The sequence below is a fragment of the Streptomyces luteolus genome (assembly GCF_029968015.1).
Taxonomy (GTDB): domain Bacteria; phylum Actinomycetota; class Actinomycetes; order Streptomycetales; family Streptomycetaceae; genus Streptomyces; species Streptomyces luteolus.
In genome coordinates this window covers 1-25,623 of sequence record NZ_JASCIS010000032.1, presented here as the reverse complement: position 1 = coordinate 25,623, position 25,623 = coordinate 1, and the positions used below count along the sequence as shown (strand labels likewise).

Sequence of the window (25,623 nt, the reverse complement as noted above, 5' to 3'; positions counted from 1 at the left end):
AGGTCAGGGAGTACGGGAGCGCGGGACTCCGGAGCTCTCGGCGGTGGCGTCGTGGGCCTGTTGTGCGGCCAGGACGTCCGGGGTCCGGGCCTGGATGCGCTCCATCAGGCGGCGCATCGGCGCGCTGATGTCCTGCCCGAGTTCGGTCAGCGCGTACGTGACCCGGGGTGGGTTGGTGGGTTCCACGGTGCGGGAGATCAGGCCGTCCCGGGTGAGCAGTCGCAGGGTCTGGGCGAGCATCTTGTCGCTGATCCCGCCGACTCTGTTGGCCAGTTCGAAGAACCGCAGCGGACGTTCACCGAGCGCGGCCAGGATCAGCAGCCCCCAGCGGGTGGCGATGTGGCTCAGGATGTCGCGGACCGGGCAGTCGCTGTCGAACACCGTGCCGTCGGTCGTCGTGGGGCTCTCCTTCATCAGCCCAACTTACCCAAAAGTGCGTCCTTACCAATAGAAAGCTCATGTCCTAGCGTGAGTTCCATCGGCGTCCGCCATGGAGGTACACATGCTGATCGAGGCATGGGCAGATCTGGTCTGCCCGTGGTGCTACATCGGAAAGCAGCACCTGGACAAGGCCCTGACGACCTATCAGGCCCATCAGGGCCGCTACGAGACGGAAGTGACGTGGCGGGCGTACCGGCTGGTGCCCGGCATGCGGGGCGGATCCGGCACCACGCTCCCGGAGTTCATGGCGCAGCGCTCCGGGCTCCCGGCCGAGGCGGTCGCGGAGCGCCTCGCCATGGTCACCGGGGTCGCCGCCGACGCGGGCCTGGACCTGAGACTCGACAAGGCCCTCCCGGTCGACACCTTCGACGCGCACCGGGTGGCGTCACTGGCGGCGGTCGAGGGTCAACGGGGCGCGGTGACCGAGCGGTTGATGCGGGCGTACGCGACGGAGGGCCGTGATCTGAGCGACCACGACACGCTGTGCGAGCTCGCCGCCGAGTGCGGCCTCGACGCCGGCGCCGTACGCGCGGTCCTGGCATCGGGCGACTTCACCGACCAGGTCGGAGCGGATGAGCACCGCTCCCGCGAGACCGGCATCAGCGGAGTGCCGTTCCTGCTGGTCGAGAACCGGTTCGCGGCCGGTGGCGCACAGGACCCGGAGGCGATCCACGCGCTCCTGGACCGCGCGGCCGCAGCCTGACCACGGCGCCCCCTCCCCTCCCCCCAGCACCCGCGCGACAGAAGCAGAAGACGACAGGGACACACACATGAACACCAACGAAGAGATCATCAAGGGCATCTACGCGGCCTTCGAACGCCGCGACCTGGAAGGCGTACTCGGCGCCTTCGCCGACGACGTCGCCTGGGTCCACCCCGAGGGAATGAGCGACCTCGGCGTCGGCGGAGCCAAGCAAGGGCCCGACGGCGTCCGCGAGTTCCTCTCCAAGGTGCCGTCCGTCATGGCCGGTCAGAAGGTCGAGCCGGAAGAGTTCGTGATCGACGCCGACCGCATCGTGGTCTTCGGCAGCCGGCACGTCACCGGGCACAACGGCGCCACCGGCACCTTCAAGTTCATCCACTCCTGGACGCTGCGCGAAGGCCGCGTCACGGCCATGGAGGACACCTTCGACACCCACGCCCTGCGGCGCCTGCTGGAGAAGTGATCCCATGAGAGACCGTGTCACCGACCAGCGGGCCACGCCCCGTCCGGCGGCCGCGGAGTCCGGGGGCGACACCGGGCCCATGCCCTGGGCGCTGGTCGCGGCCCTGACGTTCGCCGCCGTGTGCGCCGCGATACAGCAGACGGCCGTGGTCCCGCTGCTGCCCGTGCTCCAACAGCACCTCGACTCCTCGCTGTCCGCGGTGACCTGGGCCTTCACCGTCAGCCTGCTGTGCGGTGCGGTGGCCACCCCGATGGTCGGGCGCCTGGGCGAGCTCTACGGCATCCGCCGTACGGCCATGACCGTACTCACCCTCCTGGCGGCCGGGGCGGTGCTCGCCGCCGCCACCACCTCGCTGCCCCTGCTCATCGCGGGCCGCGTCCTGCAGGGCTTCTCCGTGGCGGTGATCCCCGCGGCGATCGGCATCGTCCGGATGAACGTGCCGCCGCAGCGGCTCGCCACCGCGGTGGGTGTGCTCAGCGCGACGGTCGGCATGGGGGGCGGCATCGGGATGCTGCTGACCGGCGGCCTGTCCGAGGCCGTCGGTGACTACCACTCCGTGTTCTGGGCGATCGCCGTCCTCGCCGTCCTCGCGGCGATCGCGGTGCGTCTCACGGTTCCGGCGGCCGCCCCGACCGGCACCGGGCGACCGGACCTCGTGGGCGGCCTGCTCCTCACGGGCGCCCTGGTGGCCCTGCTCGTCGCCATCAGCCAGGGCCGGGCCTGGGGCTGGACCTCGGGTCCTGTGCTGGGCCTGCTGGCCGCCGCCGTCGTGCTCGCCGTCCTGTGGGTCTACGCCGAACAACGCGTGCCCACCCCGCTCGTGGCCATCTCCATGCTCACCCACCGGGCGAGCATCGGCGCCAACGTCGCCTCCCTGCTGCTCGGCTTCGCGATGTTCGCCAACATCACCCTGATCTCCGCCTACGTCCAGGCCCCCGAGGCCACCGGCGGTTTCGCGGCGTCGGTCCTCGACGTCGGTGTGTTCCTGCTCCCGCTGACCGTGCTTGTCGTGGCCGTCACTCCGTACGCGGGCCGCATGGCCAAGGTGACAGGACCCGGGAAGGTCGTGGCGCTCGGCGGTCTCATCACCGCGCTGTCCGACCTGTGGCTGATCCTGGTGCACGACGAGCCGTACGCGATCTACGTGGGCACCGCCGTCCTGGGCATCGGCATCGGTCTCGGCTACGCCGCGGTGGGGGCGATGGCGATCGAGCACGTGGCCCCCGAGAAGGCGGCCGCGGCCAGTGGCGTCAACCTCCTGGTGCGCGTGGTCGGCGGCGCTGTCTCGGGTGCCGCGATCGCGGCGGTGCTCGCGGCCCACACCACTGCGGGGCAGGTCGCCGAGGCAGGCTTCCGCACCGGCTGGACCGTCGCCGGTGCGACCGGCGTGGTCGCCGCGGTCTTCGCGGTCCTCTACTCCGGCCGCCGTCCGGCGGCAGATCAGTGAACGGAGCCTGACCAGGCGGGACTTGAGCGGTCCGACGTCTGGACCGGCCCGGGAGCGCTGCGCACCACCATCACCGAGGAGAAGGCGCCTAGGGTGGTGGTGGTGCGCGCGCTGCACAGGCCGCGGCTCCTCAGAGAACCGCCACCGGCGCGACCGGTGTGCCCGTGGCTCCCGCGAACGGCTCCGGCGTCGCGGACAGCAAGAACGCGTACCGCGACTCTTGTGCACAGGCTGTGGACAACTCTTCGAGGAACCAGTTCTGGCCCTGCGGCATGCCCATCTCGACCAGGTCCAGGGCGTGCACCGGCAGCCACAGGTTCTCGATCTCCGGCGGGAAGATCTCGAAGGTCAGGGTGTCGTTGGCGACGGCCGCCACGTCCCGCGCGTGGAACCACTCCGGCGTACGGATCGACAGGCCCGGTGACGGATAGCCGTACCCGTGCTTGTCGCCCGCCAGATAGACCTGCACCTGTCCGGTCCGTACGAGGACGACATCGCCGGCGCGGACCTTCGTACCCGCGAACTCCTCGGCCTCGTCCAGGTCTTCGGGGGTCACCGCGTGATCGCCGGGCAGGCGGTCCAGGCCCTTGGCGCGGGCCACGTCGAGCAGGACGCCGCGCGAGACGACGTGCCGGATCGCGGTCGCCGCGCCGAACCCGGCTCCGCCGTGCGCCGTGATCGACTCCGCCGGGCGGCCGTTGTAGAGGCGGCCCGAGTGGGAGACGTGGGACAGGGCGTCCCAGTGCGTTCCCGACTGGAGGCCCATCGTCACGGCGTCGTCGCTGCAGGCCACCGTGCCCGGGCCGAAGAGTTCCTGGTTGACCTGCACCATCGTGTGGAACGGGTTGATCCGGCCCCGGATCAGGCCGCTCTGCACGCCGTCCTCCTTGAGCGGCAGGGCGAGCGGTATGCGGTGCCCGCCGCGGACCTCGGCGGTGGCGTCCCGTACGACCGTGTCGGTGATCAGGTTCAGGGTGCCGGACTCGTCGTCCGCGCCCCAACGGCCCCAGTTGTTCACGCGCTTGGCGATGTCGTGGAACTCCGGCGGCATGGACATCGGGGCCTCCTCAGGGCTTGTGCTCCCGTATCTGATGACCCGTAAAATCTAACGGTCCGTCAGAAAACGCGGGAAGGGGCCGACGTGGGGAACTTCTTGGCAGGCAAGGTGGTCGCCGTCACCGGGGCCGGGCGCGGCATCGGCCGGGCCGTGGCGATCGCCGCGGCCGCCGAGGGCGCGAAGGTGATCGTCAACGACTACGGCGTCTCGATCGAGGGCGGTGAACCGACCAGCGAGGTCGCCGAGTCGGTGGTCAAGGAGATCGAGGCCGTGGGCGGGGAGGCGGTCGCCGTGGCCGACGACATCGCCACGATGGCGGGCGGGCAGCGGATCGTCGATGTGGCGCTCGCCGAGTACGGGCGGATCGACGGGGTGGTGTGCGTCGCCGGGATCCTGCGGGAGCGGATGCTGTTCAACATGTCCGAGGAGGAGTGGGACCCGGTGGTCGCCACCCACCTCAAGGGCACGTTCACGGTGTTCAAGGCGGCGTCGGCGGTGATGCGGAGGCAGGGCGGCGGCACGCTGATCGGCTTCACGTCCGGCAACCACCAGGGGTCGGTGGCCCAGGCCAACTACTCGGCGGCCAAGGGCGGGATCATCTCGCTGGTACGGAGCGCGGCGCTCGGTCTGCACAAGTACGGGGTGACCGCGAACGCCGTCGCGCCGGTCGCCCGTACGCGGATGTCCGCCAACGTGCCGATGGAGCTGAAGGAGATCGGGGAGCCGGAGGACGTGGCGGCGCTCGTCGTGTACCTGCTGAGCGAGCGGGCTCGCGCCGAGAAGATCACCGGGCAGGTGTACACGATCGCAGGTCCGAAGATCGCGGTGTGGGCGCAGCCGCGGGAGCTGCGGGCGGGGTATGCGGAGGGTTCCTGGACGCCGGAGAAGGTGGCCGACTTCCTGCCGGGGACGGTGGGGGTGGATCCGATGCCGATGCTGGCGCAGCTTGAGGCGATGGCGGAGGCGGCGGGCAGGCGGGATCGGCCGAACGCGTGAGTTCTCCCCTCCCCGCCCCTTCCCGAAGTCCTCGCCGGACGGGCCTCCTCAAGCGCCGGAGGGGCTGGTTTTCAGGGGCGCGGGGCAGTGACATTTGCGGCTCCGCCGCGGGGCGCGACCAGCCACGACGGCGGGACAGCCGAACGACAGCGCCGCAGCCACGCGGCGCCAGCCGCAAATCGGACACAGTCGGGAAGGGGCGGGGTGGGGGCTCAACACCGGGGGACCACGTGCAGTTCACGAAAGGGGAGCAGCGTGAGAGGTGTCCTGTTCGATGGCGAGGCGCCGCTGGTCGTCGACGACCTGGAGATACGGGCGCCGGGGCCCGGGGAAGTGCTCGTGCGGGTCGCCGCCGCGGGGCTGTGTCACAGCGACCTGTCGGTGGTGGACGGGACGATCCCCTTCCCCGTACCGGTGGTGCTCGGGCACGAGGGCGCCGGAGTCGTGGAGGCCGTGGGCGCGGGCGTCGCGCATGTGGCGCCCGGCGACCATGTGGCCCTGTCCACGCTTGCCAGTTGCGGGGCGTGCGCGGACTGCGACCGGGGGCGGCCGACGATGTGCCGCCGCGCGATCGGGCGCCCGGAGCGGCCGTTCACGCGGGGCGGGGAGCCGGTGTACCAGTTCGCCGCGAACTCCGCGTTCGCCGAGCGCACCCTCGTCAAGGCCGTACAGGCGGTGAGGATCCCGAAGGAGGTGCCGCTGACGTCGGCGGCGCTGATGGGCTGCGGGGTGGTGACCGGGGTGGGCGCCGTCCTTAACCGGGCCCGGGTCGAGCGCGGCGACAGCGTGCTCGTGACCGGCGCGGGCGGCATCGGGCTCAACGTCCTGCAGGGCGCGCGCCTGGCCGGGGCGACCACGATCGTGGCGGTCGACGCGAACCCCGAGAAGGCGGGCGCCGCCCGGCAGTTCGGGGCCACGCACTTCGTGGACGCGTCGGCGACCGCGAACGTACCGGCCGCTGTACGGGAGATCCTGCCGACCGGCGTGGACCACGCCTTCGAGTGCGTGGGCCGCGCCGAGCTGATCCGCCAGTCCGTCGACCTCCTCGACCGGCACGGCCAGGCCGTCCTGCTCGGCATGACCGCACCGAAGGTGGAGGCGTCGTTCCTGCCCGCGGCGATGTTCCTGGACAAGTCGATCCTCGGCTGCCGCTACGGCTCCAGCCGCCCGCAGCACGACATGGCCCTGTACGCGGACCTGTACCTGAAGGGCCGACTCCTGCTCGACGAGCTGGTGTCGGCGACGTATCCGGTGGAGGAGTTCGATCGGGCGGTGGCGGATCTGGAAGGGGGGAAGGTGGCCCGGGGGGTGGTGACGTTCTAGGGCGCCGCGCTCAGGAGCTGTCGAAGATCCGCTGCTCCGGTTGGCCCGTGTGGCGGGCGATCGCCTCGAAGTCGGCGTCCTGGTGCAACAGGGTCAGCTTGTGGTGGACGGCGGTGACGGCCACGAGGAGATCCACGGGACCGGCGCACTGGTGCATGCCGCGGTTGGCGAGGTCACGCTGCAGGATCGCGGTGTCGTCCCAGGCCGAGTCGCGCATCGCGTAGTACGGAAAGGTGTCCCGGAGCAGACCGTCCGCTTCGTGGTACGCGGGTGTTCCGCCGACGGCACGCAGGAACTCCTGGCGTACGGGCTCGCAGATTCCGACGAGCCCCGCGTTCACCGCCTGGTCCCACTCGGAGCCCGACGTGCCGCAGTAGAAGCGGATCAGGGCGCTTGTGTCGATCAGGTAGAGCTCGCTCATGCGGCGGACGGCCCCTTCGAGCCGGTCGGTCCATCGGTCGAGCCGCCGAGCTCGGCGTGTTCGATGCGGGAGAAGTCGATCTCGCCCATGGCGACCATCTGCCGCATGCGTTCCACGGCGGCAGCGCGGCGGCGCCGGTCCGCGATCTCCCGCAGAGCGGCGTTGACGGTGTCCTTCTTGGTCGTGGTGCCGAGGTGGCGAGCGGCTTCCTGCAGCGCTGCGTCGTCCAGGTCGATGACGGTGCGGGTCATGGGGCCACCTCCGGATGCGTATATACGTTTTCCAATCAAGATATCAGCCCGTCGGCGTCCGGGGCGTCCGGGGCGTCCGGGGCGTGCGGGGCGTGCGGGGCGGGCTGCAGGGTGCCGGGGCGGTCAGATCGCCGCGCCCGCGCGGAAAGTGCGGCGGTACGCGGTCGGGGTGACGCCGAGGGCTGACTGGAGGTGCTGGCGCAGGGACTGGGCCGTGCCGAAGCCGGCGTCGTGGGCGACCTGGTCCATGGAGAGTTCCGTGGACTCCAGGAGGTGCCGGGCGCGTTCGATGCGCTGGCGGGTGAGCCACTGGCCGGGGCTGACGCCGACCTCCTCGCGGAAGCGGCGCGTGAACGTGCGCACCGACATCGCCTCCTGCTCGGCCATGTCCCGCAGCTGGATCGGCTCGTGCAGGCGCGCGAGGGCCCAGGTGCGGGCGGTCCGGGTGGTCGCCAACTGGGCCTCGGGGATGGGGCGTTGGATGTACTGGGCCTGGCCGCCGTCGCGGTGCGGCGGGACGACGGTGCGGCGGGCGACCTCGTTCGCCACGGCCGTACCGTGGTCGCGGCGCACGATGTGCAGGCACAGGTCGATGCCCGCGGCGACCCCGGCCGAGGTCAGCACGTCGCCGTCGTCGATGAACAGCACGTCCGCGTCGACCTCGACCTTCGGGAAGACCCGCTGGAAGTGCTCGGCCATCGCCCAGTGCGTGGTCGCGGGGCGTCCGTGCAGGTAGCCGGCGGCCGCCAGGACGTATCCGCCGGTGCAGATCCCGACCATGCGCGTGCCGGGCCGGACGAGGGCGAGCGCGGCGGCCAGCTCGTCGGTGAGCCTGCCCTCCTCGTACACCGGGCCCAGCTCGTGCGAGGCGGGGATGACGACCGTGTCCGCCGTGGCCAGCGCCTCCGGGCCGTGCTCGACGAGGACCGAGAAGTCGGAGTCCGTACGGACCGGGCCCGGCTGCCGGATCGAGCAGGTCACCGTCTCGTACAGGCGGAAGCCCTCGGCGTCCTTGGCGCGGTCGAAGATGCGGTGCGGGATGCCGAGCTCGAAGGGGAGCAGGCCGTCCAGGGCGAGGACGACGACGCGGTGGCGGGGCGGGGGCGTACCGTTCCGGTCCATGGCCCGATCCTACCGAACAGTGTCCTTCGGGCCACTCGATTGACGTGTTCGCGCCCGGCACGCTGGCGTACGTGACTGAGACGACCGCCGCAGCCTCCTCCCGTAGCGCCCGCATAGCCCGCAGACCCCGCAAGCCCCGCCCCGCACCGCCGTCCGGCCGCTTCCACCGCGCCTGGTTCGTCGCCGCCGTCGCCTTCGTGACGATCATCGGCGCCGCCGCCTTCCGCTCCCTGCCGGGCCTGCTCATCGATCCGCTGCACCGCGAGTTCGACTGGTCGCGCGGCACGATCGGCTTCGCCGTCTCCGTAAACCTCGCCCTGTACGGGATCACCGCACCCTTCGCCGCCGCCCTCATGGACCGGTTCGGCATCCGCCGCGTGGTCGCCGTGGCCCTCACCGTGATCGCGCTCGGCTCCGGACTCGCCGTGTGGATGACGGCCGCCTGGCAGCTCGTCCTCTACTGGGGGTTCCTGGTCGGCCTCGGCTCGGGCTCGATGGCGCTCGCGTTCGCCGCGACGGTCACCAACCGCTGGTTCACCGAGAAGCGCGGCCTGGTCACCGGCATCCTCACCGCCGCCAGCGCCTCGGGCCAGCTGATCTTCCTGCCGCTGCTCTCCTGGATGGTCGAGGGCCACGGCTGGCGCCCCGCCGCGATCACGGTCGCCCTGACCGCGCTCGCCGTCGTCCCGTTCGTCTGGCTGCTCCTTCGCGACCACCCGGCCGACGTGGGCCTCGCGCCCTACGGGGCCAAGGAGTTCGTGCCGAAGCCGCCGCCCGTGCAGGGGGCCGCGAGCCGCGCCCTGAAGGTACTCTTCCGCGCCGCGAGAACAGGGCCCTTCTGGCTGCTCGCGGGCACCTTCGCGATCTGCGGCGCCTCCACCAACGGCCTGATCCAGACCCACTTCGTGCCCGCCGCCCACGACCACGGCATGCCCATCACGGCGGCGGCCTCACTGCTCGCGGTGATCGGCGTCTTCGACGTCATCGGCACGATCTTCTCCGGCTGGCTCACCGACCGCTTCGACGCCCGCCGCCTCCTCGGCGCGTACTACGCGCTGCGCGGCATCTCGCTGCTCTTCCTGCCGATGCTGCTCGCGCCGGACGTGCGCCCGCCGATGCTGTTCTTCATCGTCTTCTACGGCCTCGACTGGGTCGCCACCGTCCCGCCCACGATCGCCCTGTGCCGCGAGCACTACGGCGACGACTCGGCGATCGTCTTCGGCTGGGTCCTCGCCTCGCACCAGATCGGCGCGGCCGTCGTCGCCTTCGGCGGCGGTCTCGTACGGGATCTGACGGGCTCGTACGACGTGGTCTGGTACGCGTCGGGGGCGCTGTGCGCGGCGGCGGCGCTGATGGCTGTCGTCATCCGGCGGGGGAAATCAAGCCTGTCCGGCGTTTGAGGACGAGCCCGGAGGGCGATCGGCGGCACGGCGTCCGACGGTGAGGTTCCTACTTGCTGAATCCCCCGAACCGCCCGCGGTGGAACAGCAACGGTTCGCCGCCCTCCGCCACCGCGTCAAGGGCGTCCACCCGCCCCACCACGATCAGGTGATCGCCCCCCGTGTGCACCGCGTGGATCGTGCAGTCCAGCCACGCCGGTACGCCGCTCAGGCGGGGCGCGCCGGAGACCGGGGCCGGGGTGTGGTCGACGCCCGCGAACTTGTCGCCGCCGCTCACCGCGAAGCCGCGGCACAACTCGCCCTGCTCCGCGCCCAGTACGTTCACGCAGAACGCGCCCGCGCGGGCGATCCGCGGCCAGGTCGTCGACGTACGCGCGACCATGAACGCGATCAGCGGCGGGTCGAGGGAGAGGGAGGCGAACGACTGGCAGGCGAAGCCGGCCGGGCTGTCCGCCTCGTCCGCCGCTCGGGCCGTGATCACGGTGACGCCGGAGGCGAAGTGGCCGAGCACGCGCCGGAACTCGCCCGCGGCGAGCGGCAGCCGCTCGTCGTCGCCGACGGCGCGCAGATCGGGTCGCGGGTGCGCGGGGGCGGGCTCGGCGACCGTGGCGGCGCCGACGGACCTGAGGTATCGGACGGCTGTCTCGGCCATCCCTGCGTGTCCCATCACGCTGCTCATTGAAACTGACGATGCGTCAGAAGTGAAGGTGTGTGCGGGTGTACGTCACGTGCGGGTGTACGTCACGTGCGTGCTGCGTGCTGCGTTCGTACGGTCTTCAGCGGCCCCGGTACTCCGGTGTGCGGCGCTCGACGAAGCTCGCAACGCCCTCCTGCGCGTCCGCCGTCGTCATGTTGACCTCCTGCGCCGCCGCCTCCGCCGCGAACGCCGCGCTCCGGTCGACGTCAAGGGAGGCGTTGACCAGCTGCTTGGTCAGGGCGAGGGCGCGCGTGGGGCCCTGCGCGAGGCGCTCGGCCCAGGCGCGCGCCGTCTTCTCCAGCTCGTCCGCCGGTACGACGCGGTTGACGAGCCCGAGCCGCTCCGCCTCCGCGGCGCTCACCGCGTCCCCGAAGAACATCAGCTCCTTGGCGCGCTGGGGGCCGATGAGGCGGGGCAGGAGGTAGGCGCCGCCGCCGTCGGGGACGAGTCCTCGGCGTACGAATACCTCGATGAACCTGGCGTGTTCGGCGGCGATGACGAGGTCGCAGGCGAACGCGAGGTGCGCGCCGATACCGGCGGCGGTGCCGTTCACGGCGGCGATCACCGGTTTCTCGCAGTCCAGGATCGCGGAGATGAAGCGCTGGGCGCCGTTGCGGATGGTGCGGGCCACGTCGCCGGGTACGCGTTCCTTCGGGGCGGGCCCGCCGCCGCGTAGGTCCGCGCCCGCGCAGAAGCCTTTGCCGGTGGCGGTGAGGACGATGGCGCGTACGTCGGGGTCGGCGGAGGCGTCCGCCAGGTGCTGGATGAGGTGTTCGCGCTGGTCCCAGGTGAGGGCGTTCATGGCTTCGGGGCGGTTGAGGGTGAGCCAGGTGATGTTGTCGGTGGTGGTGTGGAGGATGTGGGGTTCTGTCACTGGGGTCGCTGGGGTCGCTGGGGTCACTGGGGTCACTGGGGCTCCTGTGAGTTGTCGGGTGCGGGTGGGTGCGCGGCTGGTTTTTTAGGGGCGCGGGGAACTGCGCGACCAGCCACGACGGCGGGGCAGCTGAACGACGGCCACATCAGCCCCTCCGGCGATTGAGGAGCGGGGGGCCGGGGGCGGAGCCCCCTGGGGGTCAGGTGCACACCGCCAGCGCGTCCAGCGCCACCGCCCCCTGCCCCCGCGGCAGCACCATCAACGGATTGATGTCCAACTCCGCCAACTCATCCCCCAGTTCGAGCGCCATCCGCTGCACCCGGAGCACCACCTCGACGAGGGCGTCGACGTCCACCGGCGGCCCGCCCCGTACCCCGTCGAGCAGCGCCCGCCCCCGCAGTTCCGACAGCATCGCCCGCGCCTGGTCCTCCCCGAAGGGCGGCACCCGTACCGCCGCGTCGTGCAGGATCTCGACCAGGACGCCGCCGAGCCCCACCGTCACCGTCGGGCCGAACAGCTCGTCCTGTGTCACGCCGACGACCATCTCGACGCCCCGCTCCACCATCTGGCAGACCAGGACGCCGTCCAGGTCGATGTCCTCGTAGCGGGCGATGTCGGTCAGCTCGCGGTAGGCGTCGCGGACCTGGCTCGCGGAGGTCAACCCGACCTTGACCAGGCCGAGTTCGGTCTTGTGGGCGATACGCGCGCCGGAGGCCTTCATCACCACCGGGTAGCCGACCTGCCCGGCCGCCCGTACCGCCGCCGCCGCGCTCGTGACGAGCTGCTCGCGCGGCACCCGTATCCCGTACGCCCGCAGCAGCTGCTTCGCCGCGTGCTCGCTGAGCTGCTGCCCGGGCCGCATCAGCGACTGCGCCTTGCGGTACGAGGGCGACGGCGTGCGCGGCGCGTCCGCGAACGGCGAGCGGTAGTCGGCGGTGAAGCGGTGGTGGTCCAGGTAGGCGCGTACGGCCGTGATGCAGTTGGCGAAGGTGCGGAATGTGGCCACGCGGGACGAGCCGAGGAGGGTCTCGCGGTACGCGGCCTCCGTGCCGACCGGTGAGCCCCAGACCACGCACACCAGCTTGTCGGTGCGCTCGGCCGCGTCCACCAGGTCCTGGGCGAGCTTGTCGCTCATGGGCGGGAAGGGCCCGGTGATGGGGCAGATGAGCACGCCCACGTCCGGGTCGTCGAGGATCGCGTCGATGATCTTCGGGCCGCGCCAGTCACCCACGGGGTGGCCGCCGTTGTCGACCGGGTTGGCGACATTGAGATACGACGGGATCCACTCGTGCAGCTCGTCCTGCTTGGCCCGGGAGAGGGTCGGCAGGTGGAGGCCCGCCTCCGTCGCGAGGTCCGAGAAGTGGGCGCCGGTGCCGCCGGAGATGGAGTACACGACGACCCCGTCCGCCTGCGGCTTGCGCGCCCGCGCCAACAGGGCCGCCGTGTCCTGGAGTTCGTCGAGCCCGTCGACCCGGATCACCCCGAACTGCCGCATCGCCGCGTCCACCACGGTGTCGGCGCCGGTGAGCTTGCCGGTGTGCGAGGCGGCCATCCGCGCGCCGGTCTCGGTCCGCCCCACCTTGACCGCCACCACCGGCACCCCGCGTCGCGCCGCGTGATCGGCGGCGAGCAGGAAGGACCGGCCGTCCTTCAGCCCCTCCACGTAAGCGGCGATGGCGCCGACCTCGGGCCGGTCCGCGAAGTACGACAGGAAGTCGGCGGTCTCCAGATCGGCCTCGTTGCCGGTCGGGGCCCAGTGCGAGAGGCGTACGCCCAGCTCCTGGAGGGTGAAGACCGGCCGGCCCTGGTGCCCGGACTGGGTGATCAGGGCGATGGCCGGTCCGTCCAGGTCGTCGCGGAACTCCTCGAAGGCGTTGAGGTTGGTGTTGGGGCCGAGGAGCCGCATCCCGGAGCGCTCGACGGCGGCGGTGAGGCGGGCCTGCGCCTCGGCGCCCGCCTCGCCGGTCTCGGCGAACCCGGAGGCGAAGGCGACCGCGAACTTCACCTTGGCCTCGGCGAGCTGCTCGACCACGGGCAGCGGATCGCCGACGAGCAGCACGGCCAGGTCGACCTGCTCGGGCAGCTCGGCGACGGACGGTACGCAGGGCAGTCCGAAGACGGTCTCGCGGGTCGGGTGCACCGGGTGGATGCGGGCGCCGACCCGCTCGGCCCAGGCGATCAGCTGCCGCGTGATGCCGGTGTTGGGCCGCCCCTCGGCATCGGACGCGCCGACGACGGCCACGGACTCCGGCCGGAAGAAGCGGTCCAGGTCGGGAACGTCGGCGTGCAGCGGACGGCCGCTGACGTCGAGGTCCAGGGCGGCGCCCGGCCCGTGTGCGGTGCCGTGCACGGTGGGTGCGGGGTGCTCGCCGCAGGCCACTGCGTGGGTGCGGCGGGGGTCGGTGGTGAGGGTGCCGTGAGTCGATCCAAGCATCGCTGAGGCCCGCCTCCTGGGTGCGCGGTGTCGATTCATGAGCTGACGCTCTGTCAGATTACTTAACTGACGTGGTGTCAGGAACCGTCAGTACGGGCCTTTTCTCTCCCCGCCCCGCCCCTTCCCGAAAGCCTGCGGCGCTTCGGGGCTCCGCCCCGGACCCCGCTCCTCAAACGCCGGAGGGGCTGGATTTGGCGCCGGAGGGGCTGGTTTTTCAGGGGCGCGGGGCTGTGACATCAGCGGCTCCGCCGCGGGGCGCGACCAGCCACGACGGAGCCGCAGCCGAACGACAGCGCCGCAGCTACGTGGCGCCAGCCGCACATCGACGCAGCCGGGAAGGGGTGGGGAGGGGAGACTTACGGCGCCGAGCGGGCCGCGCCCCTCGCGATCCGTTCCGATCTCTCCTCTTGCGCACGCCCCCCGCCGTACGTAGAACTGTCCCACTAAACTGACGTACCGTCAGAAGCTGATGAGGAGACGGGACATGCAGACGATCTGGATCGGTGGCGCCGAATGGCTCGCCGTGCTCCGCGTCGGGCTCGGCCTGTGGTGGCTGGAGAGCTGGCGGCACAAGGACAAGAAGGGCTGGTTCGAGCGCGGTACGGGGATCGCCTGGGCCGCCGACGTCGCGGGCAAGCACAAGTGGGGGGCCGTGAAGAGCGGTTTCGAGACGGTTGTCGCGCCCCGGCCCAAGCTGATGGCGTACGTCGTCGTCTACGCCGAACTCGCCCTGGGACTCGGCCTGATCAGCGGATTCCTCACCCCGATCGCCCTGCTCGGCGGGCTCCTGCTCAACCTCCTCTACCTCGTCCTGATGATCCACGACTGGGCCGAGCAGGGGCAGAACGCGATGATGGCGCTGATCTCCCTCGTCGCCCTCCTCGGCATGTCCTGGCAGACCTGGTCGCTCGACTCCGCGATGGGACTGTTCCTGTGACTTCTGAGACGACTTCTGAGACGACGTCTGAGACGGCACCCCGCTTCGACCTGCCCGAGCCCGACGCCTTCACGCAGGCCTACTGGGACGCGGCCGCCGAGGGGAAGCTGCTGCTCCGGCGCTGCGGGGCATGCGGGCGTACGCACCACTACCCGCGCGAGTTCTGCCCCCACTGCTGGAACGAAGACGAGGTGCGCTGGGTCGAGGCGGAGGGTGCCGCCACGCTCTACACCTGGTCCGTGGTGCACCGCAACGACCTGCCGCCCTTCGGCGGGCGCACGCCGTACGTCGCCGCCGTGGTCGACCTCGCCGAGGGGCCGCGGATGATGACCGAGGTCGTGGAGTGCTCCGAGGAGCGGCTGCGGGTCGGGATGGAGCTCCGGGTGGCCTTCCGTACCCAGGGGGAAAAGGCGGTGCCGGTGTTCCGGCCGCGAGGTTGAATGGCCGGGTGACCTTCCGCCTGAACAGTACCGATCTCCGCGGTGAGGGGCTGCTCCTGCGCCCCTGGGACCCGAGCTCCGACACCGACGTGTCCGCCTATCTGCGGGGTGTCTCCGACCCCGATTTCCGGCTCTTCAACAACCCGCTGCGGCACGTCGACGACCTGGACGCGGCCCGGCTCGCGCTGCGGGAGCGGGCCCGGCAGTGGGAGGCGGGCACGGAGGGCGGGTTCTGTGTCACGGACGCGGACGACGGTACGGTCCTCGGCCACGTCAGCCTCAAGTCCCCGTACTGGCCCAACCGTTCGGCGGGCGTCGGCTACTGGGTGCTGCCCGAGGCGCGCGGCCACGGCGTCGCCACCCGCGGCCTCACCCTGGTCGCCGCGTGGGCCTTCTCCCTCGGCCTGCACCGCCTCGTCCTCGACCACGCCCTCGGCAACACCGCCTCCTGCCGCGTCGCCGAACGCTGCGGCTTCGCCCACGAGGGCACCCTCCGCGACGCCCACCGCAACGCGGACGGCACGTACCAGGACGTGCATCTGCATGGGCGGGTGCGGGCGGACGAGGGTGCGTAGCGCGCTGTGTCTCGCTGAGCTACATTGGATGCATGAAGACCATCACGCAGCGCGAGTTTCGCAATAACTCCGCCGCCGTCATGGACGCGGTCGAGGCGGGCGAGACGTACCACATCACGCGCAACGGCATAGAGGTCGCCGAGCTGCGGCCCGTCACGCGTCGCCGCGAGCTGACCGCGGAGGAGCTGGTGGCGCGTGCCCGCAGGCTCCCGCGCCTCGACTATGAGCAGATGCGGCGGGAGGCCGACGCATTCTTCGGCACCGAAGACCGCACCGGGCTCGACGACGACCCGTGGGAGCGGCCGCGTGGCTGAGCGGTACCAGGTGGGCGTGCTCGACACCTGCACTTTCATCGACCTCGCGGGGCTCGATCCGTCGGCGCTACCCGTCCGCCCCGCTCTGACAGCGGTGACCATGGCCGAGCTGCAGCAGGGCGTGGCCATGGCCAAGGACCCTGTGGCTCGGGCGAGCCGAGTGGAGCGCCTGGCTGAAGCGGTGTCCGCCTTTGATCCGCTGCCGTTCGACGGTGATGCGGCTGCCCGCTACGGCACCCTCGTCTCGCTGACGATCGCCGCAGCGCGTGACCCACGACCACGTCGCCTCGACCTGATGATCGCGGCGATCGCGTCAACAGCCGGGCTGCCGTTGTTCACGCGGAACGCCGGGGACTTCAAGGGCCTCGACAGCACCCTCACGGTCGTGCCCGTGTAGCTGCTACGGCCACAGCAGCCCGTTGCTCCACCCCTCCCCGTCCCGCCGGTACTGCAGCCGTACGTGACGGCGCCTGGCGTCTCCCTGGAAGAACTCGACCTCGTTCGCGGTGAGTTCGTAGAGGGTCCAGGTCGGGACCTCGGTGTCCGGCTGCCGGTGGGCGTGGTCCCAGGCCGCCTCGGACGCGGACGCCAGCTCCGCCACGGAGCCCAGGGGTTCGCTCTGGTGGCCGACCAGCGCCGCCGCGAGGGCGCCGGTCGAGCGGGCGTGCAGGTCCGCGGCCGCCTCGGCGGGCGGGGCCGTCGTCACCGTGCCGCGGATGCGGATCTGGCGGGCGAGGGCGGGCCAGTAGAAGTGCAGGGCGGCCTGGGGGCGGGCGGCGAGTTGGCGGCCCTTGCGGCTGCCGGAGTGCGAGGCGAAGTGCCAGGCCCCGCCGGCCGCGCCGTGCAGCATGAGCGTGCGGACGTCGGGGAGGCCGTCCTCGTCGACCGTGGCCAGCTGCATGGTGTGCGGCTCGGGCTGTCCGGCCGCGCAGGCGTCGGCGAACCAGGCGTGGAAGAGTTCCGTGGGTTCGGCGGGTGCCCGCTCCGGGTCGAAGTGCGGGAGCTCCACGTCCCAGACGCGTTGCGATCTGAGCAGGGCCTCGAAGGCGGCGGCCCCCGTTTGCGCGTTCGCGTTCGCTTCGTTCATACGGTGATTCTCGCCGCCCCGGCCTCCGTGCCCTCAGACCTCCCCGAGGTCCGCCGAGTACCAGCGCTCGGGGCGCAGGTAGAACACCGTGCTCTCGCCCAGGTTCTCCGCCGAGTACTGGAGGTAGCCCTCGACCTTCTCGGCCGGGAGATAGCGCGCCGTCATCTCCCGCAGCTGCGCCTCGGTGCCCTTCTCGGACCGGACCACGGGGCCCTCCACCGACACGTACCGGACCGTGGGCGCGACTCGGTCGACCATCAGGGAGAAGCGGCCCGCGGCCTCGATCAGGCGGGCCTTCTTGCTGTCGACGCCGGTCAGCACCCACAGCTCTCCGCCCGGCTTGTACTGGTACCAGATCGGCAGGGTGAGCGGCGCCCTGCCCTCCTCGTTCACCGAGATCGCGCCGATGTGCGGCTCGGCCAGGAACTTCTCGCGCTCGGCGGGGGACAGGGCCATGGGAGCTCCTCAGGTGCGGGCGGTCGGCTGCGGCTGCGCAGCACGCAGGCATCAACTCGGCCGCCCGCACCCGGTATTCCGCGCTGCTCCGTCCGGCTGACGGTCAGTACTCGCCGTCCCTGACGCCCTTCACGAACGCGGCGTACGCGTCGGCGGGGAGGGTGAGGGTGGGGCCGCCCGGGGTCTTGCTGTCCCGGACCGGGACCGTGCCGCGGGTGAGCACGAGGTTCGTGGCGACCTCGACGCAGTTGCCGCCGTTTTCGCTGTACGAGGACTTGAACCAGCGGGGGGATTCGGTGGTCATGCGATGTCCAGTCGTCCGTCTTTGACACCCGTCACGAATGCGGCGAACGCGTCGGCGGGCAGGGCGAGGGCAGGGGCGTCGGGGGTTTTGCTGTCGCGGACCGGGACCCTGCCGCGGGTGGGCGCGAGGTTCGTGGCGACCTCTACACAGTCGCCGCCGTTTTCGCTGTACGAGGATTTGCGCCAGCGGGGGGATTCGGTGGTCACGGGGTGCCCTTTCTCAACTGGTTGATCACGGCCACGGACTCCGCTTGTGAGAGCGCTTCGGCCTGAAGCTGATGGTAGGCCGTCAGCATGGGGGCTACGGAAGTGTGTTCGCGATCGAAGTGGCCCTGGGTCGCTGCTTCCGCGTAGCACACGACAGACCGGTCGGCCAGGGTCAGCAGGTTGACCGGCAGGGTGATCGGACGGTGCTCACCCATGGTGAACGGCGCAATCTGGAGCATGGTGTTGGGGCGGGCGGCGAACTCGACCAGCCTCGCGAGTTGAGCGTCCATGATCTCGTCGTCGCCGACCCATCTGCGGACGCAGCTCTCGTCCATCACCACCATCACCATGGGCGGGCGGGCTCGCTCCAGCGCGGCTTGGCGCTCAGCGAGGAACGCGACGCGCTCGGTGGCCTGCTCGGGCGAGATGGCTCCCCGTCGCGCGACGCTGTTCGTCAGGACCTGCGCGTATTCGGGCGTCTGCAACAGACCAGGAACGACCCCGATTTGGTACAGCCGCAGCTCCACCGCCCGCCCTCATACCCCACGTACTCCGGAAAGCCCTCCAGCAGCGACCCGTTCCGGAGCTCGCTCCACGCGCGTTCGAACGAATCGGGGCCGCCGGTGAAGCCGAATATCGCATCAACACTGCGCGAAAACCGCAGAGTTGGCGGCTTGCGACCAGTTTCCACCGCCGAGATGTGTCTGCCCGAGTAGCCGATCCGCTGCGCAAGCTCGTCCTGCAGCCAGCCGCGCGCCTCACGCGAGGTGCGCAGGCGCGCGCCGTAGGCCGCAGCCGGGCTCGCGTCGGGGTTCAACTCCTTGCGGTTGACCAACGTGCCCTCCCTGTATGGAACGTTGAAGACGGATATGACCCTAGGTCAGTCTGAACCCACCCAGTAGCGGAATGGCTACAGAAAGACAGGGTTAGGAGAAATTGTGTGCTCTGACCACATGTCACCCCCCGCCCTCGGCACGCTCCTACTGGACGTCCGCAGGGACCAACTCGGCCTATTCCGGGGTGAATACGGCGGCCGTTGGTACCTGCGCCCCGCCTGCGGCGGACGGGAGTGGGACGTCGCCCCCGAGGACGTACAGCCTGCCGACCCCGCGCAGCGCCTCCGTGCCGAGACCGCGCGGGTCAACGCCCGGAGTCGGGGTGAGGTGCTGTGAACGTGCACAGCCTCGCGGACGCCGAAGCCGCTCGGGACGAGCTTGCCGAGGCGCTCACACAGGCGGGTGTCACCCTGCCTTCCCTCGGGCTCGACCCCCTCTCGTACGGGAGTGAACCGAGCAGCCCGCTCGTCGAGTTGGGCCGGTGCAACATCCCCACCGCGCGAGCCCTCGCCGCCGCCCTCCGGCATGCGCACAGCTGAGCAACCGCTCCCCATGGCGACCGAATCGGGTCAGGGTCGCAACCCGAACTACCCCCGCCCCAGCACCACCGTCCCCGAAGAGCAGAACCACCCTCCCGTGCCCGACGCCACCGCCAGCGAGGGAAGGCTGCCGTCCGCCCTCCTCACCTGGCCCGCGCCCGCCTCGCCGCGCAGCTGCCGTACCGCCTCCACCAGCAGGAACAGGCCCCGCATGCCAGGATGTTGGGCCGAGAGGCCGCCGCCGTCGGTGTTCACGGGCAGCGCTCCGTCCCGCAACAGCCGTCCCTTCTCCACGAACGAGCCGCCCTCGCCCTTCGCGCAGAAGCCGAGGTCTTCGAGGGTCACGAGGGTCATGTACGTGAAGGCGTCGTAGATCTCCGCCAGGTCGATCTCGTCGGGGCGCACCCCGGCCCGTTCGAAGGCGAGGCGGCCGCTCACCGCCGCCGGGGAGACCGTGAAGTCGTCCCACTCGGACATCGTGGTGTGGGAGACGTGTTCGCCCGAACCCAGCACCCAGACCGGGGATTTCGCGCAGTCCGCGAGCAGCTCCTCGGCGACGAGCAGCACCGCCGCGCCGCCGTCGCTCCGTATGCAGCAGTGCAGCTTCGTGAACGGGTCCGCGATCATCGGGCCGGACAGGACGTCGTCCACGGTGATCGGATCGCGGTACAGGGCGTCGGGGTTGTGCGCCGCGTTGGCCCGCGCCTGCACGGCCACCTCGGCGAGCTGCTCGATCGTCGTGCCGTGCTGGTGCATGTGGCGGCGTGCGGCCATCGCGTACTTGGAGATCAGCGTGTGTCCGTACGGGACCTCGAACTGGAGGGGGCCGCGGGCGCCGAAGGAGAGGTCGGAGGTGCGCCGCCCGGCCTTGATGTCGGCGCGCGCGGTCGAGCCGTAGACGAGCAGGACGGCGCGGGCGTGCCCGGCGGCGATCGCCTCGGCGGCGTGCGCGGCCATGACTTCCCAAGTGGAGCCGCCGACGGAGGTGGAGTCGACCCAGGTCGGCTTCAGGCCCAGGTACTCGGCGACCTCGACCGGTGCGAGCGTGCCGAGGCCGGCGGAGGCGAAACCGTCGATGACGGAGCGGTCGAGCCCGGAGTCGGCGAGGGCGCGGCGGGCGGCCTGGGCGTGCAGGGCGTAGGGGGTGGCGTCGTCGACCTTGCCGCAGTCCGAGAGGGCGACGCCGGCGACGGCGACCTTGCGTGGAGTGGAGGCTGAGGGCTTGGATGACATGAATCTGACGGTACATCAGATGGCGGGTGCGGCAGCAGGGATCCGGCTCCCGTGCATGCGGGGCGGCAGCAGGGGGCGGACTGCCGCGTAAGCCCTGTGCATCTCGGCCCTGTGCATCTCGCCCCTGTGCATCTCGGCCCGCCCGTCCTAACATGACGGCCCGTCAGATCGGAGGCCGGTGCCGTACCCGCCTCCGAGGGGAGGAGCCCGTCGATGGATGCCGCCTTCACCGCGGAGCAGGACGAGATCCGGCGCACACTGCGCGAACTCGTCGCGGGGCGCTGCGGACCGGACGAGGTCGAGGCCGCGGTCCGTACGCCCCCGGGACACGACACCGCGCTCTGGCAGACCCTCACCGAGCAGCTCGGCCTGCCCGGCCTCGTCGTACCCGAGAGCTACGGCGGGGTCGGCCGCACGGCCACCGAGCTCGCCCTCGCCTGTGAGGAGACCGGCCGCGCCCTCGTGCCGAGCCCGCTGCTCGCCACGGCCGTGCTCGCCGCCCCGCTCGTGGCCCGCCTCGGCACCGAGGAGCAGCGCCGGGCCTGGCTGCCCGACATCGCGGCCGGGCGCACCACCGCGGCGCTCGCCGTCCCCGGCACGTCCCTGGCCACCGCGCTCGGCCTCACCGGTGACCTCACCGGCGACTGGGCGGGCGGCGGTCGCGCGGGCGGCGTGCAGGCCACCTGCGACAGCGAGGGCTGGCGGCTCTACGGGCAGGCCGAGCAGGTGCTCGACGGGCACAGCGCGGGCCTGCTCGTCGTCGCCGCCCACACCGGCGGCTTCGCCCGCTCCCGCACGCTGCTCTTCCTCGTACGCGCGGACGCCCCCGGGGTCGGTGCCGTACGGCAGACCGCGCTCGACGAGACCCGCCCCCAGGCGCGGATCGAACTGCGGGACGCCGAAGCGGAGTTGCTGGGGGTGGACGATGCGCAGGCCGTGACCGACGCGCTCGCCGCCACCGGTGACGCGGCTGCGGCCGTGCTCGCCGCCGAGGCCGTAGGGGCCGCCGACGCGGCACTCGCCAAGACCGTCGAGTACGTGCGCGGGCGCGAGCAGCTCGGGCGGGCGATCGGCTCGTTCCGGGCGGTCAAGCACCGGCTCGCGGATGTGTACGTGGCCGTTCAGGCGGCCCGCTCGGCGGCGTACTACGCGGCGTGGGCGACGGTCGCCTCCGGCGGTGGCGGTGGCGGTGGCGGTGGCGGTGGCGGTGGCGGTGGCGGTGGTGGTGGTGGCGGTGCCGGTACGGAACGGGCTGGTGCGCTCGCCCTCGCGCAGGCGTTGGAGGCGCTGCGCACCGCCTCGTCGGAGGCGGTCCAGCTGCACGGCGGCATCGGGTTCACCGGGGAGCACGACGCGCATCCGTACTTCAAGCGGGCCGCGGGCGACGAGCTGCTCTTCGGGCCCGTACACCGGCTGCGGGCGCGGGCGGCGGAGCGGGCGGGACTGTTCGCGGCCGAGGCCGCGGACGCGGAGGTGGCCGTCTGATGCCGCCCGGGATCCGGTTCGTCCAGAAGGTCTCCTCGACGCGTGCCTTCGCGAAGGTCGCGCCCCGGTTCATCCCCGCGATGGACCGGGCGGTGCACCGGCTCACCCGGGGGAAGGTGCTGCTCAGCGCGCAGATGCTGCCCGGGGTCGTACTGACGGCGCGCGGCGCGAAGACCGGTCGGACGCGCCGTACGCCGCTGGCGTGCATGCCGGAGGAGTCCTCCGGCACCTGGCTCCTGATCGGCTCCAACTTTGGCCGCCCCGGGCATCCGGCGTGGACGGCGAATCTGCTGGCGCATCCGGAGGTGTCGATCAGCTGGAAGGGGGTGGAGGTTCCGGTGAGGGCGCGGCTTCTCGCGGGGGCGGAGCGGGAGGAGGCGTGGGCGGCGGTGTTGAGGTTCTGGCCGCCGTACGCGACGTACCAGGCCCGGGTGGACCGTCAGATCCGTCTCTTCCGGCTTGAGCGCAGAGATTGATCCCCTCCCCGCCCCTTCCCGAAAGACTGCCGTCGGCACGGGGGCTCCGCCCCCGGACCCCCGCTCCTCAAACGCCGGAGGGGCTGGATTGAAGCCCCCGGAGGGGCAGGTTTTTTGGGGGCGCGGGGAACTGCGCGATCAGCCACGACGGCGCGGCAGACGAACGAAGACCCCAAAACGCCGAAGGCGACGGGCCGTTGGTCGGACGGCCCGTCGCCTTCGTTGACAGGACAGGGTGCGCAGGGGGACCCCCTGCGGACTACTTCGTCGGTTTCTTCCCGGTGATTCCCAAATGCACCAACAGCGCCAAATTAGGCTTGAGTTCAGCCTGCTTCACGCCCCAGCTCTGAAACCCCTTCTGGTGCGAGGCGACCGCCGCGAGCATCGCGACCAGGGAACCTGCCATCGCCGCCGGGCTGACGTCCTTGTCCACCTTGCCCTTGGCCTGGAGGTCCTTGACCGTGTCCGTAAGGGAGTTGGTGACGGAGTTCAGGATTTTCATCCTGATTTTGTAGAACCGCTTGTCGCCCTCGGCCGCCCCGAGATCCACCACGCGCAGAATCGCGTCGTTCTTGCGCCAGAAATCCAGGAACCCGTCCACCAGTTCCTGCGCGGTCTGCCAGCCGGACTTGCCGACCCAGGACCGCTCGGCGAGGACATCCGTCAACCCGGCGCCCTCGACGGCCATTTGCTCGGCGATCTCCAGGACCGCGCCCTCGACGTCGGGGAAGTACTGGTAGAAGGTCGCGGGCGAAGTCCCGGCCTTGCGGGCGACATCGATGACCTTGACGTCCCGGTACGGCGAAGAACTGAGCATCTCGCTGAGGCAGTCGAGCAACTTCTGCCGCGTCGCCTGACCGCGTCGACCGGCAACACGGCCGTCGACGGTGCGTACTTGTCCTGTCATGCCGTCAGCTTACCGAGGGGTGATCGGAGCGCGATTCGGCCGACTGCAAATGGGGCGGATGGTCAGGAACGTGCCGATTGGTTTTCCTGCGCGGTTTGCGTCGCACCCTTACTTTGAGGGGGAAAGCTCCCGAGAAAGGGCGGGCTCATGCCAGACACCCCGGTGGCCGGTTTCGCGGAGGGCGTCCCCTGCTGGGTGGACGCCCAGCTGTCCGACGTCGAGGCGGGCAAGCGGTTCTACGGCGAGCTCTTCGGCTGGACCTTCGACGCCCCGGGCGCGGATCCGGAGTACGGGCCCTTCGCGCGGGCGTACAGCGAGGGCCGTGCCGTCGCCGCGCTCGCGCCCAAGCGGGACGGCCGCATGCCGACGGTCTGGAACGTCTACTTCGCCACCCCGGACGCGTACGCCCTCTGCCGCCGGATCCGCGACGAGGGCGGGCAGGTCGTGAGTGAGCCCGTCCCGGTCGGGCCCCTCGGCACCGTGGCGCTCGCGGCCGACCCCGAGGGCGCCGTCTTCGGCCTCTGGCAGGGCGGCACGCACCCCGGCTTCGAGAAGCGGGGCGAGCCGGACTCCTTCTGCTGGACCGAGGTGTATTCGAGGGACAAGGGCGTCGTCGACCCGTTCTACGAGTCGGTCTTCGGGTACGGAGGCACCGACCTGGCCGACGCGGGCGAGGACTTCCGCACCTGGTCGCCCGCCGGTACCGCGCCCGGCCCGGAGACCGCGATCGGCGGGCGGTCCCTGGTCGCCGGGCAGTTCCCGGCGGAGATGCCCGCCCATTTCCTCGTCTATTTCAACGTCACGGACTGTGATGCCGTCGCGGACGCCGCCGTGCGCCTCGGCGGGCGGCTGCGCGCCGAGCCCTTCGACATCCCGTACGGGAGGATGGCCGCGATCGTGGACGATCAGGGCGCGGGCTTCGCCGTGCTCCAGGACCCGGTGACGTGATCCCGGAGGCCGTGGTTACGGTCACGTACAGGCACCGAAGCGGATCGAAGGCCGCCGGAAAAGTGCCGAGAATGACCTGATATCGCCTTGAATGAGCGAGACATCCCGGTTCGCCCTCGGGTTCGCAACCATCGCCCAGTACCGGAAGAATCGGGGTGCGTGCCGCCGCCGCGGCTCCTTGGTGAGACGCTGACCGGAAGCGGTTTGCACGCTCGGTCGGTTCGTACGCGACTCATGCGACGCATACGCGATACGTCGCGGTCTCGTACGGGGAGGTGGCAGGCAAGTGGTGGAGCAGCTGACGCAGCACGATCCGAGGCGGATCGGGCCGTTCGAGGTGCTTGGCCGGCTCGGTGCCGGCGGCATGGGGCTCGTCTATCTCGCGCGCTCGGCCTCCGGCCGACGCGTCGCGATCAAGACGGTCAGGACGGAGCTCGCCGAGGACCAGCTGTTCCGCGTCCGCTTCACGCGCGAGGTCGAGGCGGCCCGCGCCGTGTCCGGCTTCTACACCGCGGCCGTCGTCGACGCCGACCCGCGCGCGGCCGTGCCCTGGCTCGCCACCGCCTACGTACCGGCCCCTTCGCTCGAAGAGATAGTGAACGAGTGCGGGCCGCTGCCGGCCCAGGCCGTCCGCTGGCTGGCCGCGGGTGTCGCCGAGGCCCTGCAGTCCATCCACGGCGCGGGCCTGGTCCACCGCGACCTGAAGCCGTCCAACGTCCTCGTCGTCGAGGACGGGCCGCGCGTGATCGACTTCGGGATCGCGTCCGGCGTCTCCAACACCCGGCTGACGATGACGAACGTCGCCGTCGGCACGCCCGCGTACATGTCGCCGGAGCAGGCCAAGGACTCCCGCAGCGTCACCGGGGCCAGTGACATCTTCTCGCTCGGCTCCACCCTCGCCTTCGCGGCGACCGGGCACGCGCCCTTCCACGGCGCCAACCCCGTCGAGACCGTCTTCATGCTGCTGCGCGAAGGGCCCGACCTGGAGGGGCTGCCCGAGGAGCTGCGGCCGCTGATCGAGACCTGTATGCACATGGAGGCGGCGATGCGGCCCTCGCCCGCCGACCTCCAGGCCCAGCTCGCCCCGCACCTGTTCTCCTCCGGCTCCGACGACTCAGGGACCGCCTCCGCCTGGCTGCCCGAGCGGGCCGTCGCCCTGATCGAGAGCCGCCGCGGCGGCCGCCCGCCGGTCAAGCCCGCCTCCGGCTCCGGGCGCAGCGCGGGCAAGGCCGCCGCCCAGGTGCCGCCCGC

General features: G+C 71.4%; 31 protein-coding genes and 1 pseudogene. 17 read left to right on the top strand and 15 right to left on the bottom strand.

The window, feature by feature from the left end; genetic code table 11:
* Nucleotides 1-3 precede the first annotated feature (3 nt).
* Complete coding sequence (locus QIT00_RS26685) at nt 4-414, bottom strand: winged helix-turn-helix transcriptional regulator (protein ID WP_282537957.1); 411 nt, start codon at nt 412-414, stop codon at nt 4-6.
* An 88-nt stretch (nt 415-502) separates the two neighbouring features.
* On the opposite strand from QIT00_RS26685, the gene QIT00_RS26680 reads away from it, so the two are divergent.
* The 3 genes from QIT00_RS26680 to QIT00_RS26670 all read left to right on the top strand — a co-directional run bounded on the left by QIT00_RS26680 (nt 503) and on the right by QIT00_RS26670 (nt 3,054).
* Nucleotides 503-1,144, top strand: coding sequence for a DsbA family oxidoreductase (locus tag QIT00_RS26680; RefSeq protein WP_282537956.1), 642 nt, complete (start codon nt 503-505; stop codon nt 1,142-1,144).
* 67 nt (nt 1,145-1,211) lie between these two features.
* Nucleotides 1,212-1,607, top strand: coding sequence for a nuclear transport factor 2 family protein (locus QIT00_RS26675; RefSeq protein WP_282537955.1), 396 nt, complete (start codon nt 1,212-1,214; stop codon nt 1,605-1,607).
* 4 nt (nt 1,608-1,611) lie between these two features.
* Nucleotides 1,612-3,054, top strand: a complete 1,443-nt coding sequence (locus QIT00_RS26670; protein WP_282537954.1) for an MFS transporter — start codon at nt 1,612-1,614, stop codon at nt 3,052-3,054.
* A gap of 130 nt (nt 3,055-3,184) precedes the next feature.
* On the opposite strand, the gene QIT00_RS26665 is transcribed toward QIT00_RS26670, so the two are convergent.
* Nucleotides 3,185-4,111, bottom strand: a complete 927-nt coding sequence (locus tag QIT00_RS26665; RefSeq protein ID WP_282537953.1) for a cyclase family protein — start codon at nt 4,109-4,111, stop codon at nt 3,185-3,187.
* An 84-nt stretch (nt 4,112-4,195) separates the two neighbouring features.
* Here QIT00_RS26665 and QIT00_RS26660 point away from each other — a divergent pair, with 84 nt between their 5' ends.
* Complete coding sequence (locus QIT00_RS26660; RefSeq protein ID WP_282537952.1) at nt 4,196-5,107, top strand: SDR family NAD(P)-dependent oxidoreductase; 912 nt, start codon at nt 4,196-4,198, stop codon at nt 5,105-5,107.
* 255 nt (nt 5,108-5,362) lie between these two features.
* Nucleotides 5,363-6,430 carry a Zn-dependent alcohol dehydrogenase gene (locus QIT00_RS26655; protein ID WP_282537951.1) on the top strand — a complete coding sequence of 356 codons (1,068 nt, stop codon included), beginning with the start codon at nt 5,363-5,365 and terminating at the stop codon, nt 6,428-6,430.
* Between the two features lie 10 nt (nt 6,431-6,440).
* On the opposite strand, the gene QIT00_RS26650 is transcribed toward QIT00_RS26655, so the two are convergent.
* The 3 genes from QIT00_RS26650 to QIT00_RS26640 all read right to left on the bottom strand — a co-directional run bounded on the left by QIT00_RS26650 (nt 6,441) and on the right by QIT00_RS26640 (nt 8,224).
* Nucleotides 6,441-6,851, bottom strand: a complete 411-nt coding sequence (locus tag QIT00_RS26650; RefSeq protein WP_282537950.1) for a PIN domain nuclease — start codon at nt 6,849-6,851, stop codon at nt 6,441-6,443.
* Nucleotides 6,848-7,102 carry a type II toxin-antitoxin system VapB family antitoxin gene (locus QIT00_RS26645; protein WP_282537949.1) on the bottom strand — a complete coding sequence of 85 codons (255 nt, stop codon included), beginning with the start codon at nt 7,100-7,102 and terminating at the stop codon, nt 6,848-6,850. Before QIT00_RS26645 ends, QIT00_RS26650 begins: the two co-directional genes overlap by 4 nt.
* A gap of 123 nt (nt 7,103-7,225) precedes the next feature.
* Nucleotides 7,226-8,224: a GlxA family transcriptional regulator gene (locus QIT00_RS26640; protein ID WP_282537948.1), complete on the bottom strand. Its 999-nt coding sequence runs from the start codon at nt 8,222-8,224 to the stop codon at nt 7,226-7,228.
* A 71-nt stretch (nt 8,225-8,295) separates the two neighbouring features.
* Here QIT00_RS26640 and QIT00_RS26635 point away from each other — a divergent pair, with 71 nt between their 5' ends.
* The gene (locus QIT00_RS26635; RefSeq protein ID WP_282537947.1) at nt 8,296-9,624 is read left to right on the top strand and encodes an MFS transporter; all 1,329 of its coding nucleotides are present in this window, start codon (nt 8,296-8,298) and stop codon (nt 9,622-9,624) included.
* Nucleotides 9,625-9,673: 49 nt separating this feature from the next.
* Here QIT00_RS26635 and QIT00_RS26630 read toward each other — a convergent pair whose 3' ends face one another.
* The 3 genes from QIT00_RS26630 to QIT00_RS26620 all read right to left on the bottom strand — a co-directional run bounded on the left by QIT00_RS26630 (nt 9,674) and on the right by QIT00_RS26620 (nt 13,629).
* The gene (locus QIT00_RS26630) at nt 9,674-10,291 is read right to left on the bottom strand and encodes a flavin reductase family protein (protein WP_282537946.1); all 618 of its coding nucleotides are present in this window, start codon (nt 10,289-10,291) and stop codon (nt 9,674-9,676) included.
* A gap of 109 nt (nt 10,292-10,400) precedes the next feature.
* Entirely contained in the window at nt 10,401-11,123 is a 723-nt protein-coding gene (locus QIT00_RS26625) for an enoyl-CoA hydratase/isomerase family protein (protein WP_282538012.1), read from the bottom strand.
* A gap of 271 nt (nt 11,124-11,394) precedes the next feature.
* Nucleotides 11,395-13,629 (bottom strand): acetate--CoA ligase family protein, encoded by a 2,235-nt coding sequence (locus QIT00_RS26620; protein ID WP_282537945.1) that lies wholly within the window; start codon nt 13,627-13,629, stop codon nt 11,395-11,397.
* A 484-nt stretch (nt 13,630-14,113) separates the two neighbouring features.
* On the opposite strand from QIT00_RS26620, the gene QIT00_RS26615 reads away from it, so the two are divergent.
* Genes QIT00_RS26615 through QIT00_RS26595 form a run of 5 tightly spaced genes read left to right on the top strand, consistent with a single transcriptional unit; the run spans nt 14,114 to nt 16,292 of the window.
* Nucleotides 14,114-14,566, top strand: a complete 453-nt coding sequence (locus QIT00_RS26615; protein ID WP_282537944.1) for a DoxX family membrane protein — start codon at nt 14,114-14,116, stop codon at nt 14,564-14,566.
* On the top strand, nt 14,563-15,006 hold the full coding sequence (locus tag QIT00_RS26610) for a Zn-ribbon domain-containing OB-fold protein (RefSeq protein ID WP_282537943.1): 444 nt from the start codon (nt 14,563-14,565) through the stop codon (nt 15,004-15,006). Before QIT00_RS26615 ends, QIT00_RS26610 begins: the two co-directional genes overlap by 4 nt.
* Before the next feature lie 8 nt (nt 15,007-15,014).
* Nucleotides 15,015-15,581, top strand: a complete 567-nt coding sequence (locus QIT00_RS26605; RefSeq protein WP_282537942.1) for a GNAT family N-acetyltransferase — start codon at nt 15,015-15,017, stop codon at nt 15,579-15,581.
* A gap of 32 nt (nt 15,582-15,613) precedes the next feature.
* Nucleotides 15,614-15,895: a type II toxin-antitoxin system Phd/YefM family antitoxin gene (locus QIT00_RS26600; protein WP_282537941.1), complete on the top strand. Its 282-nt coding sequence runs from the start codon at nt 15,614-15,616 to the stop codon at nt 15,893-15,895.
* Nucleotides 15,888-16,292, top strand: a complete 405-nt coding sequence (locus QIT00_RS26595; RefSeq protein WP_282537940.1) for a type II toxin-antitoxin system VapC family toxin — start codon at nt 15,888-15,890, stop codon at nt 16,290-16,292. Before QIT00_RS26600 ends, QIT00_RS26595 begins: the two co-directional genes overlap by 8 nt.
* Before the next feature lie 3 nt (nt 16,293-16,295).
* On the opposite strand, the gene QIT00_RS26590 is transcribed toward QIT00_RS26595, so the two are convergent.
* The 5 genes and pseudogenes from QIT00_RS26590 to QIT00_RS26570 all read right to left on the bottom strand — a co-directional run bounded on the left by QIT00_RS26590 (nt 16,296) and on the right by QIT00_RS26570 (nt 18,783).
* Nucleotides 16,296-16,982, bottom strand: coding sequence for a pyridoxine/pyridoxamine 5'-phosphate oxidase (locus QIT00_RS26590; protein ID WP_282537939.1), 687 nt, complete (start codon nt 16,980-16,982; stop codon nt 16,296-16,298).
* A gap of 33 nt (nt 16,983-17,015) precedes the next feature.
* The gene (locus tag QIT00_RS26585; RefSeq protein WP_282537938.1) at nt 17,016-17,438 is read right to left on the bottom strand and encodes a pyridoxamine 5'-phosphate oxidase family protein; all 423 of its coding nucleotides are present in this window, start codon (nt 17,436-17,438) and stop codon (nt 17,016-17,018) included.
* 103 nt (nt 17,439-17,541) lie between these two features.
* Nucleotides 17,542-17,742: a DUF397 domain-containing protein gene (locus QIT00_RS26580; RefSeq protein WP_282537937.1), complete on the bottom strand. Its 201-nt coding sequence runs from the start codon at nt 17,740-17,742 to the stop codon at nt 17,542-17,544.
* Nucleotides 17,739-17,948, bottom strand: a complete 210-nt coding sequence (locus QIT00_RS26575; protein WP_282537936.1) for a DUF397 domain-containing protein — start codon at nt 17,946-17,948, stop codon at nt 17,739-17,741. Before QIT00_RS26575 ends, QIT00_RS26580 begins: the two co-directional genes overlap by 4 nt.
* Nucleotides 17,945-18,783 (bottom strand): annotated as a pseudogene (locus tag QIT00_RS26570) (helix-turn-helix domain-containing protein). The gene QIT00_RS26575 and the pseudogene QIT00_RS26570 overlap by 4 nt, the downstream one beginning before the upstream one ends.
* Before the next feature lie 118 nt (nt 18,784-18,901).
* On the opposite strand from QIT00_RS26570, the gene QIT00_RS26565 reads away from it, so the two are divergent.
* Nucleotides 18,902-19,120, top strand: a complete 219-nt coding sequence (locus QIT00_RS26565) for a hypothetical protein (RefSeq protein ID WP_282537935.1) — start codon at nt 18,902-18,904, stop codon at nt 19,118-19,120.
* Nucleotides 19,117-19,323, top strand: coding sequence for a hypothetical protein (locus QIT00_RS26560; RefSeq protein WP_408909856.1), 207 nt, complete (start codon nt 19,117-19,119; stop codon nt 19,321-19,323). Before QIT00_RS26565 ends, QIT00_RS26560 begins: the two co-directional genes overlap by 4 nt.
* Nucleotides 19,324-19,371: 48 nt before the next feature.
* Here the strand turns inward: QIT00_RS26560 and QIT00_RS26555 are convergent, their stop codons facing one another.
* A complete protein-coding gene (locus QIT00_RS26555; protein ID WP_282537934.1) occupies nt 19,372-20,556 on the bottom strand; it encodes a thiolase C-terminal domain-containing protein in 1,185 nt (394 codons plus the stop codon).
* A 213-nt stretch (nt 20,557-20,769) separates the two neighbouring features.
* On the opposite strand from QIT00_RS26555, the gene QIT00_RS26550 reads away from it, so the two are divergent.
* Nucleotides 20,770-22,041 (top strand): acyl-CoA dehydrogenase family protein, encoded by a 1,272-nt coding sequence (locus QIT00_RS26550; protein WP_282537933.1) that lies wholly within the window; start codon nt 20,770-20,772, stop codon nt 22,039-22,041.
* Nucleotides 22,041-22,517 carry a nitroreductase family deazaflavin-dependent oxidoreductase gene (locus QIT00_RS26545; RefSeq protein WP_282537932.1) on the top strand — a complete coding sequence of 159 codons (477 nt, stop codon included), beginning with the start codon at nt 22,041-22,043 and terminating at the stop codon, nt 22,515-22,517. Before QIT00_RS26550 ends, QIT00_RS26545 begins: the two co-directional genes overlap by 1 nt.
* A 259-nt stretch (nt 22,518-22,776) precedes the next feature.
* On the opposite strand, the gene QIT00_RS26540 is transcribed toward QIT00_RS26545, so the two are convergent.
* A complete protein-coding gene (locus QIT00_RS26540; protein ID WP_282537931.1) occupies nt 22,777-23,424 on the bottom strand; it encodes a TetR family transcriptional regulator in 648 nt (215 codons plus the stop codon).
* Nucleotides 23,425-23,586: 162 nt separating this feature from the next.
* Between QIT00_RS26540 and QIT00_RS26535 the strand changes: the two genes are divergently transcribed.
* The gene (locus tag QIT00_RS26535) at nt 23,587-24,372 is read left to right on the top strand and encodes a VOC family protein (RefSeq protein ID WP_282538010.1); all 786 of its coding nucleotides are present in this window, start codon (nt 23,587-23,589) and stop codon (nt 24,370-24,372) included.
* Nucleotides 24,373-24,658: 286 nt separating this feature from the next.
* The coding region (locus QIT00_RS26530; RefSeq protein ID WP_282537930.1) for a serine/threonine-protein kinase at nt 24,659-25,623 on the top strand (965 nt) is incomplete at its 3' end.

Coding starts and splice junctions, on each gene's coding strand:
- QIT00_RS26685 (WP_282537957.1), bottom strand. CDS start 414: ATGAAGGAGAGCCCCACGACGACCGACGGCACGGTGTTCGACAGCGAC.
- QIT00_RS26680 (WP_282537956.1), top strand. CDS start 503: ATGCTGATCGAGGCATGGGCAGATCTGGTCTGCCCGTGGTGCTACATC.
- QIT00_RS26675 (WP_282537955.1), top strand. CDS start 1,212: ATGAACACCAACGAAGAGATCATCAAGGGCATCTACGCGGCCTTCGAA.
- QIT00_RS26670 (WP_282537954.1), top strand. CDS start 1,612: ATGAGAGACCGTGTCACCGACCAGCGGGCCACGCCCCGTCCGGCGGCC.
- QIT00_RS26665 (WP_282537953.1), bottom strand. CDS start 4,111: ATGTCCATGCCGCCGGAGTTCCACGACATCGCCAAGCGCGTGAACAAC.
- QIT00_RS26650 (WP_282537950.1), bottom strand. CDS start 6,851: ATGAGCGAGCTCTACCTGATCGACACAAGCGCCCTGATCCGCTTCTAC.
- QIT00_RS26645 (WP_282537949.1), bottom strand. CDS start 7,102: ATGACCCGCACCGTCATCGACCTGGACGACGCAGCGCTGCAGGAAGCC.
- QIT00_RS26640 (WP_282537948.1), bottom strand. CDS start 8,224: ATGGACCGGAACGGTACGCCCCCGCCCCGCCACCGCGTCGTCGTCCTC.
- QIT00_RS26630 (WP_282537946.1), bottom strand. CDS start 10,291: ATGGGACACGCAGGGATGGCCGAGACAGCCGTCCGATACCTCAGGTCC.
- QIT00_RS26625 (WP_282538012.1), bottom strand. CDS start 11,123: ATGAACGCCCTCACCTGGGACCAGCGCGAACACCTCATCCAGCACCTG.
- QIT00_RS26620 (WP_282537945.1), bottom strand. CDS start 13,629: ATGCTTGGATCGACTCACGGCACCCTCACCACCGACCCCCGCCGCACC.
- QIT00_RS26615 (WP_282537944.1), top strand. CDS start 14,114: ATGCAGACGATCTGGATCGGTGGCGCCGAATGGCTCGCCGTGCTCCGC.
- QIT00_RS26600 (WP_282537941.1), top strand. CDS start 15,614: ATGAAGACCATCACGCAGCGCGAGTTTCGCAATAACTCCGCCGCCGTC.
- QIT00_RS26590 (WP_282537939.1), bottom strand. CDS start 16,982: ATGAACGAAGCGAACGCGAACGCGCAAACGGGGGCCGCCGCCTTCGAG.
- QIT00_RS26585 (WP_282537938.1), bottom strand. CDS start 17,438: ATGGCCCTGTCCCCCGCCGAGCGCGAGAAGTTCCTGGCCGAGCCGCAC.
- QIT00_RS26580 (WP_282537937.1), bottom strand. CDS start 17,742: ATGACCACCGAATCCCCCCGCTGGTTCAAGTCCTCGTACAGCGAAAAC.
- QIT00_RS26565 (WP_282537935.1), top strand. CDS start 18,902: ATGTCACCCCCCGCCCTCGGCACGCTCCTACTGGACGTCCGCAGGGAC.
- QIT00_RS26555 (WP_282537934.1), bottom strand. CDS start 20,556: ATGTCATCCAAGCCCTCAGCCTCCACTCCACGCAAGGTCGCCGTCGCC.
- QIT00_RS26550 (WP_282537933.1), top strand. CDS start 20,770: ATGGATGCCGCCTTCACCGCGGAGCAGGACGAGATCCGGCGCACACTG.
- QIT00_RS26545 (WP_282537932.1), top strand. CDS start 22,041: ATGCCGCCCGGGATCCGGTTCGTCCAGAAGGTCTCCTCGACGCGTGCC.
- QIT00_RS26540 (WP_282537931.1), bottom strand. CDS start 23,424: ATGACAGGACAAGTACGCACCGTCGACGGCCGTGTTGCCGGTCGACGC.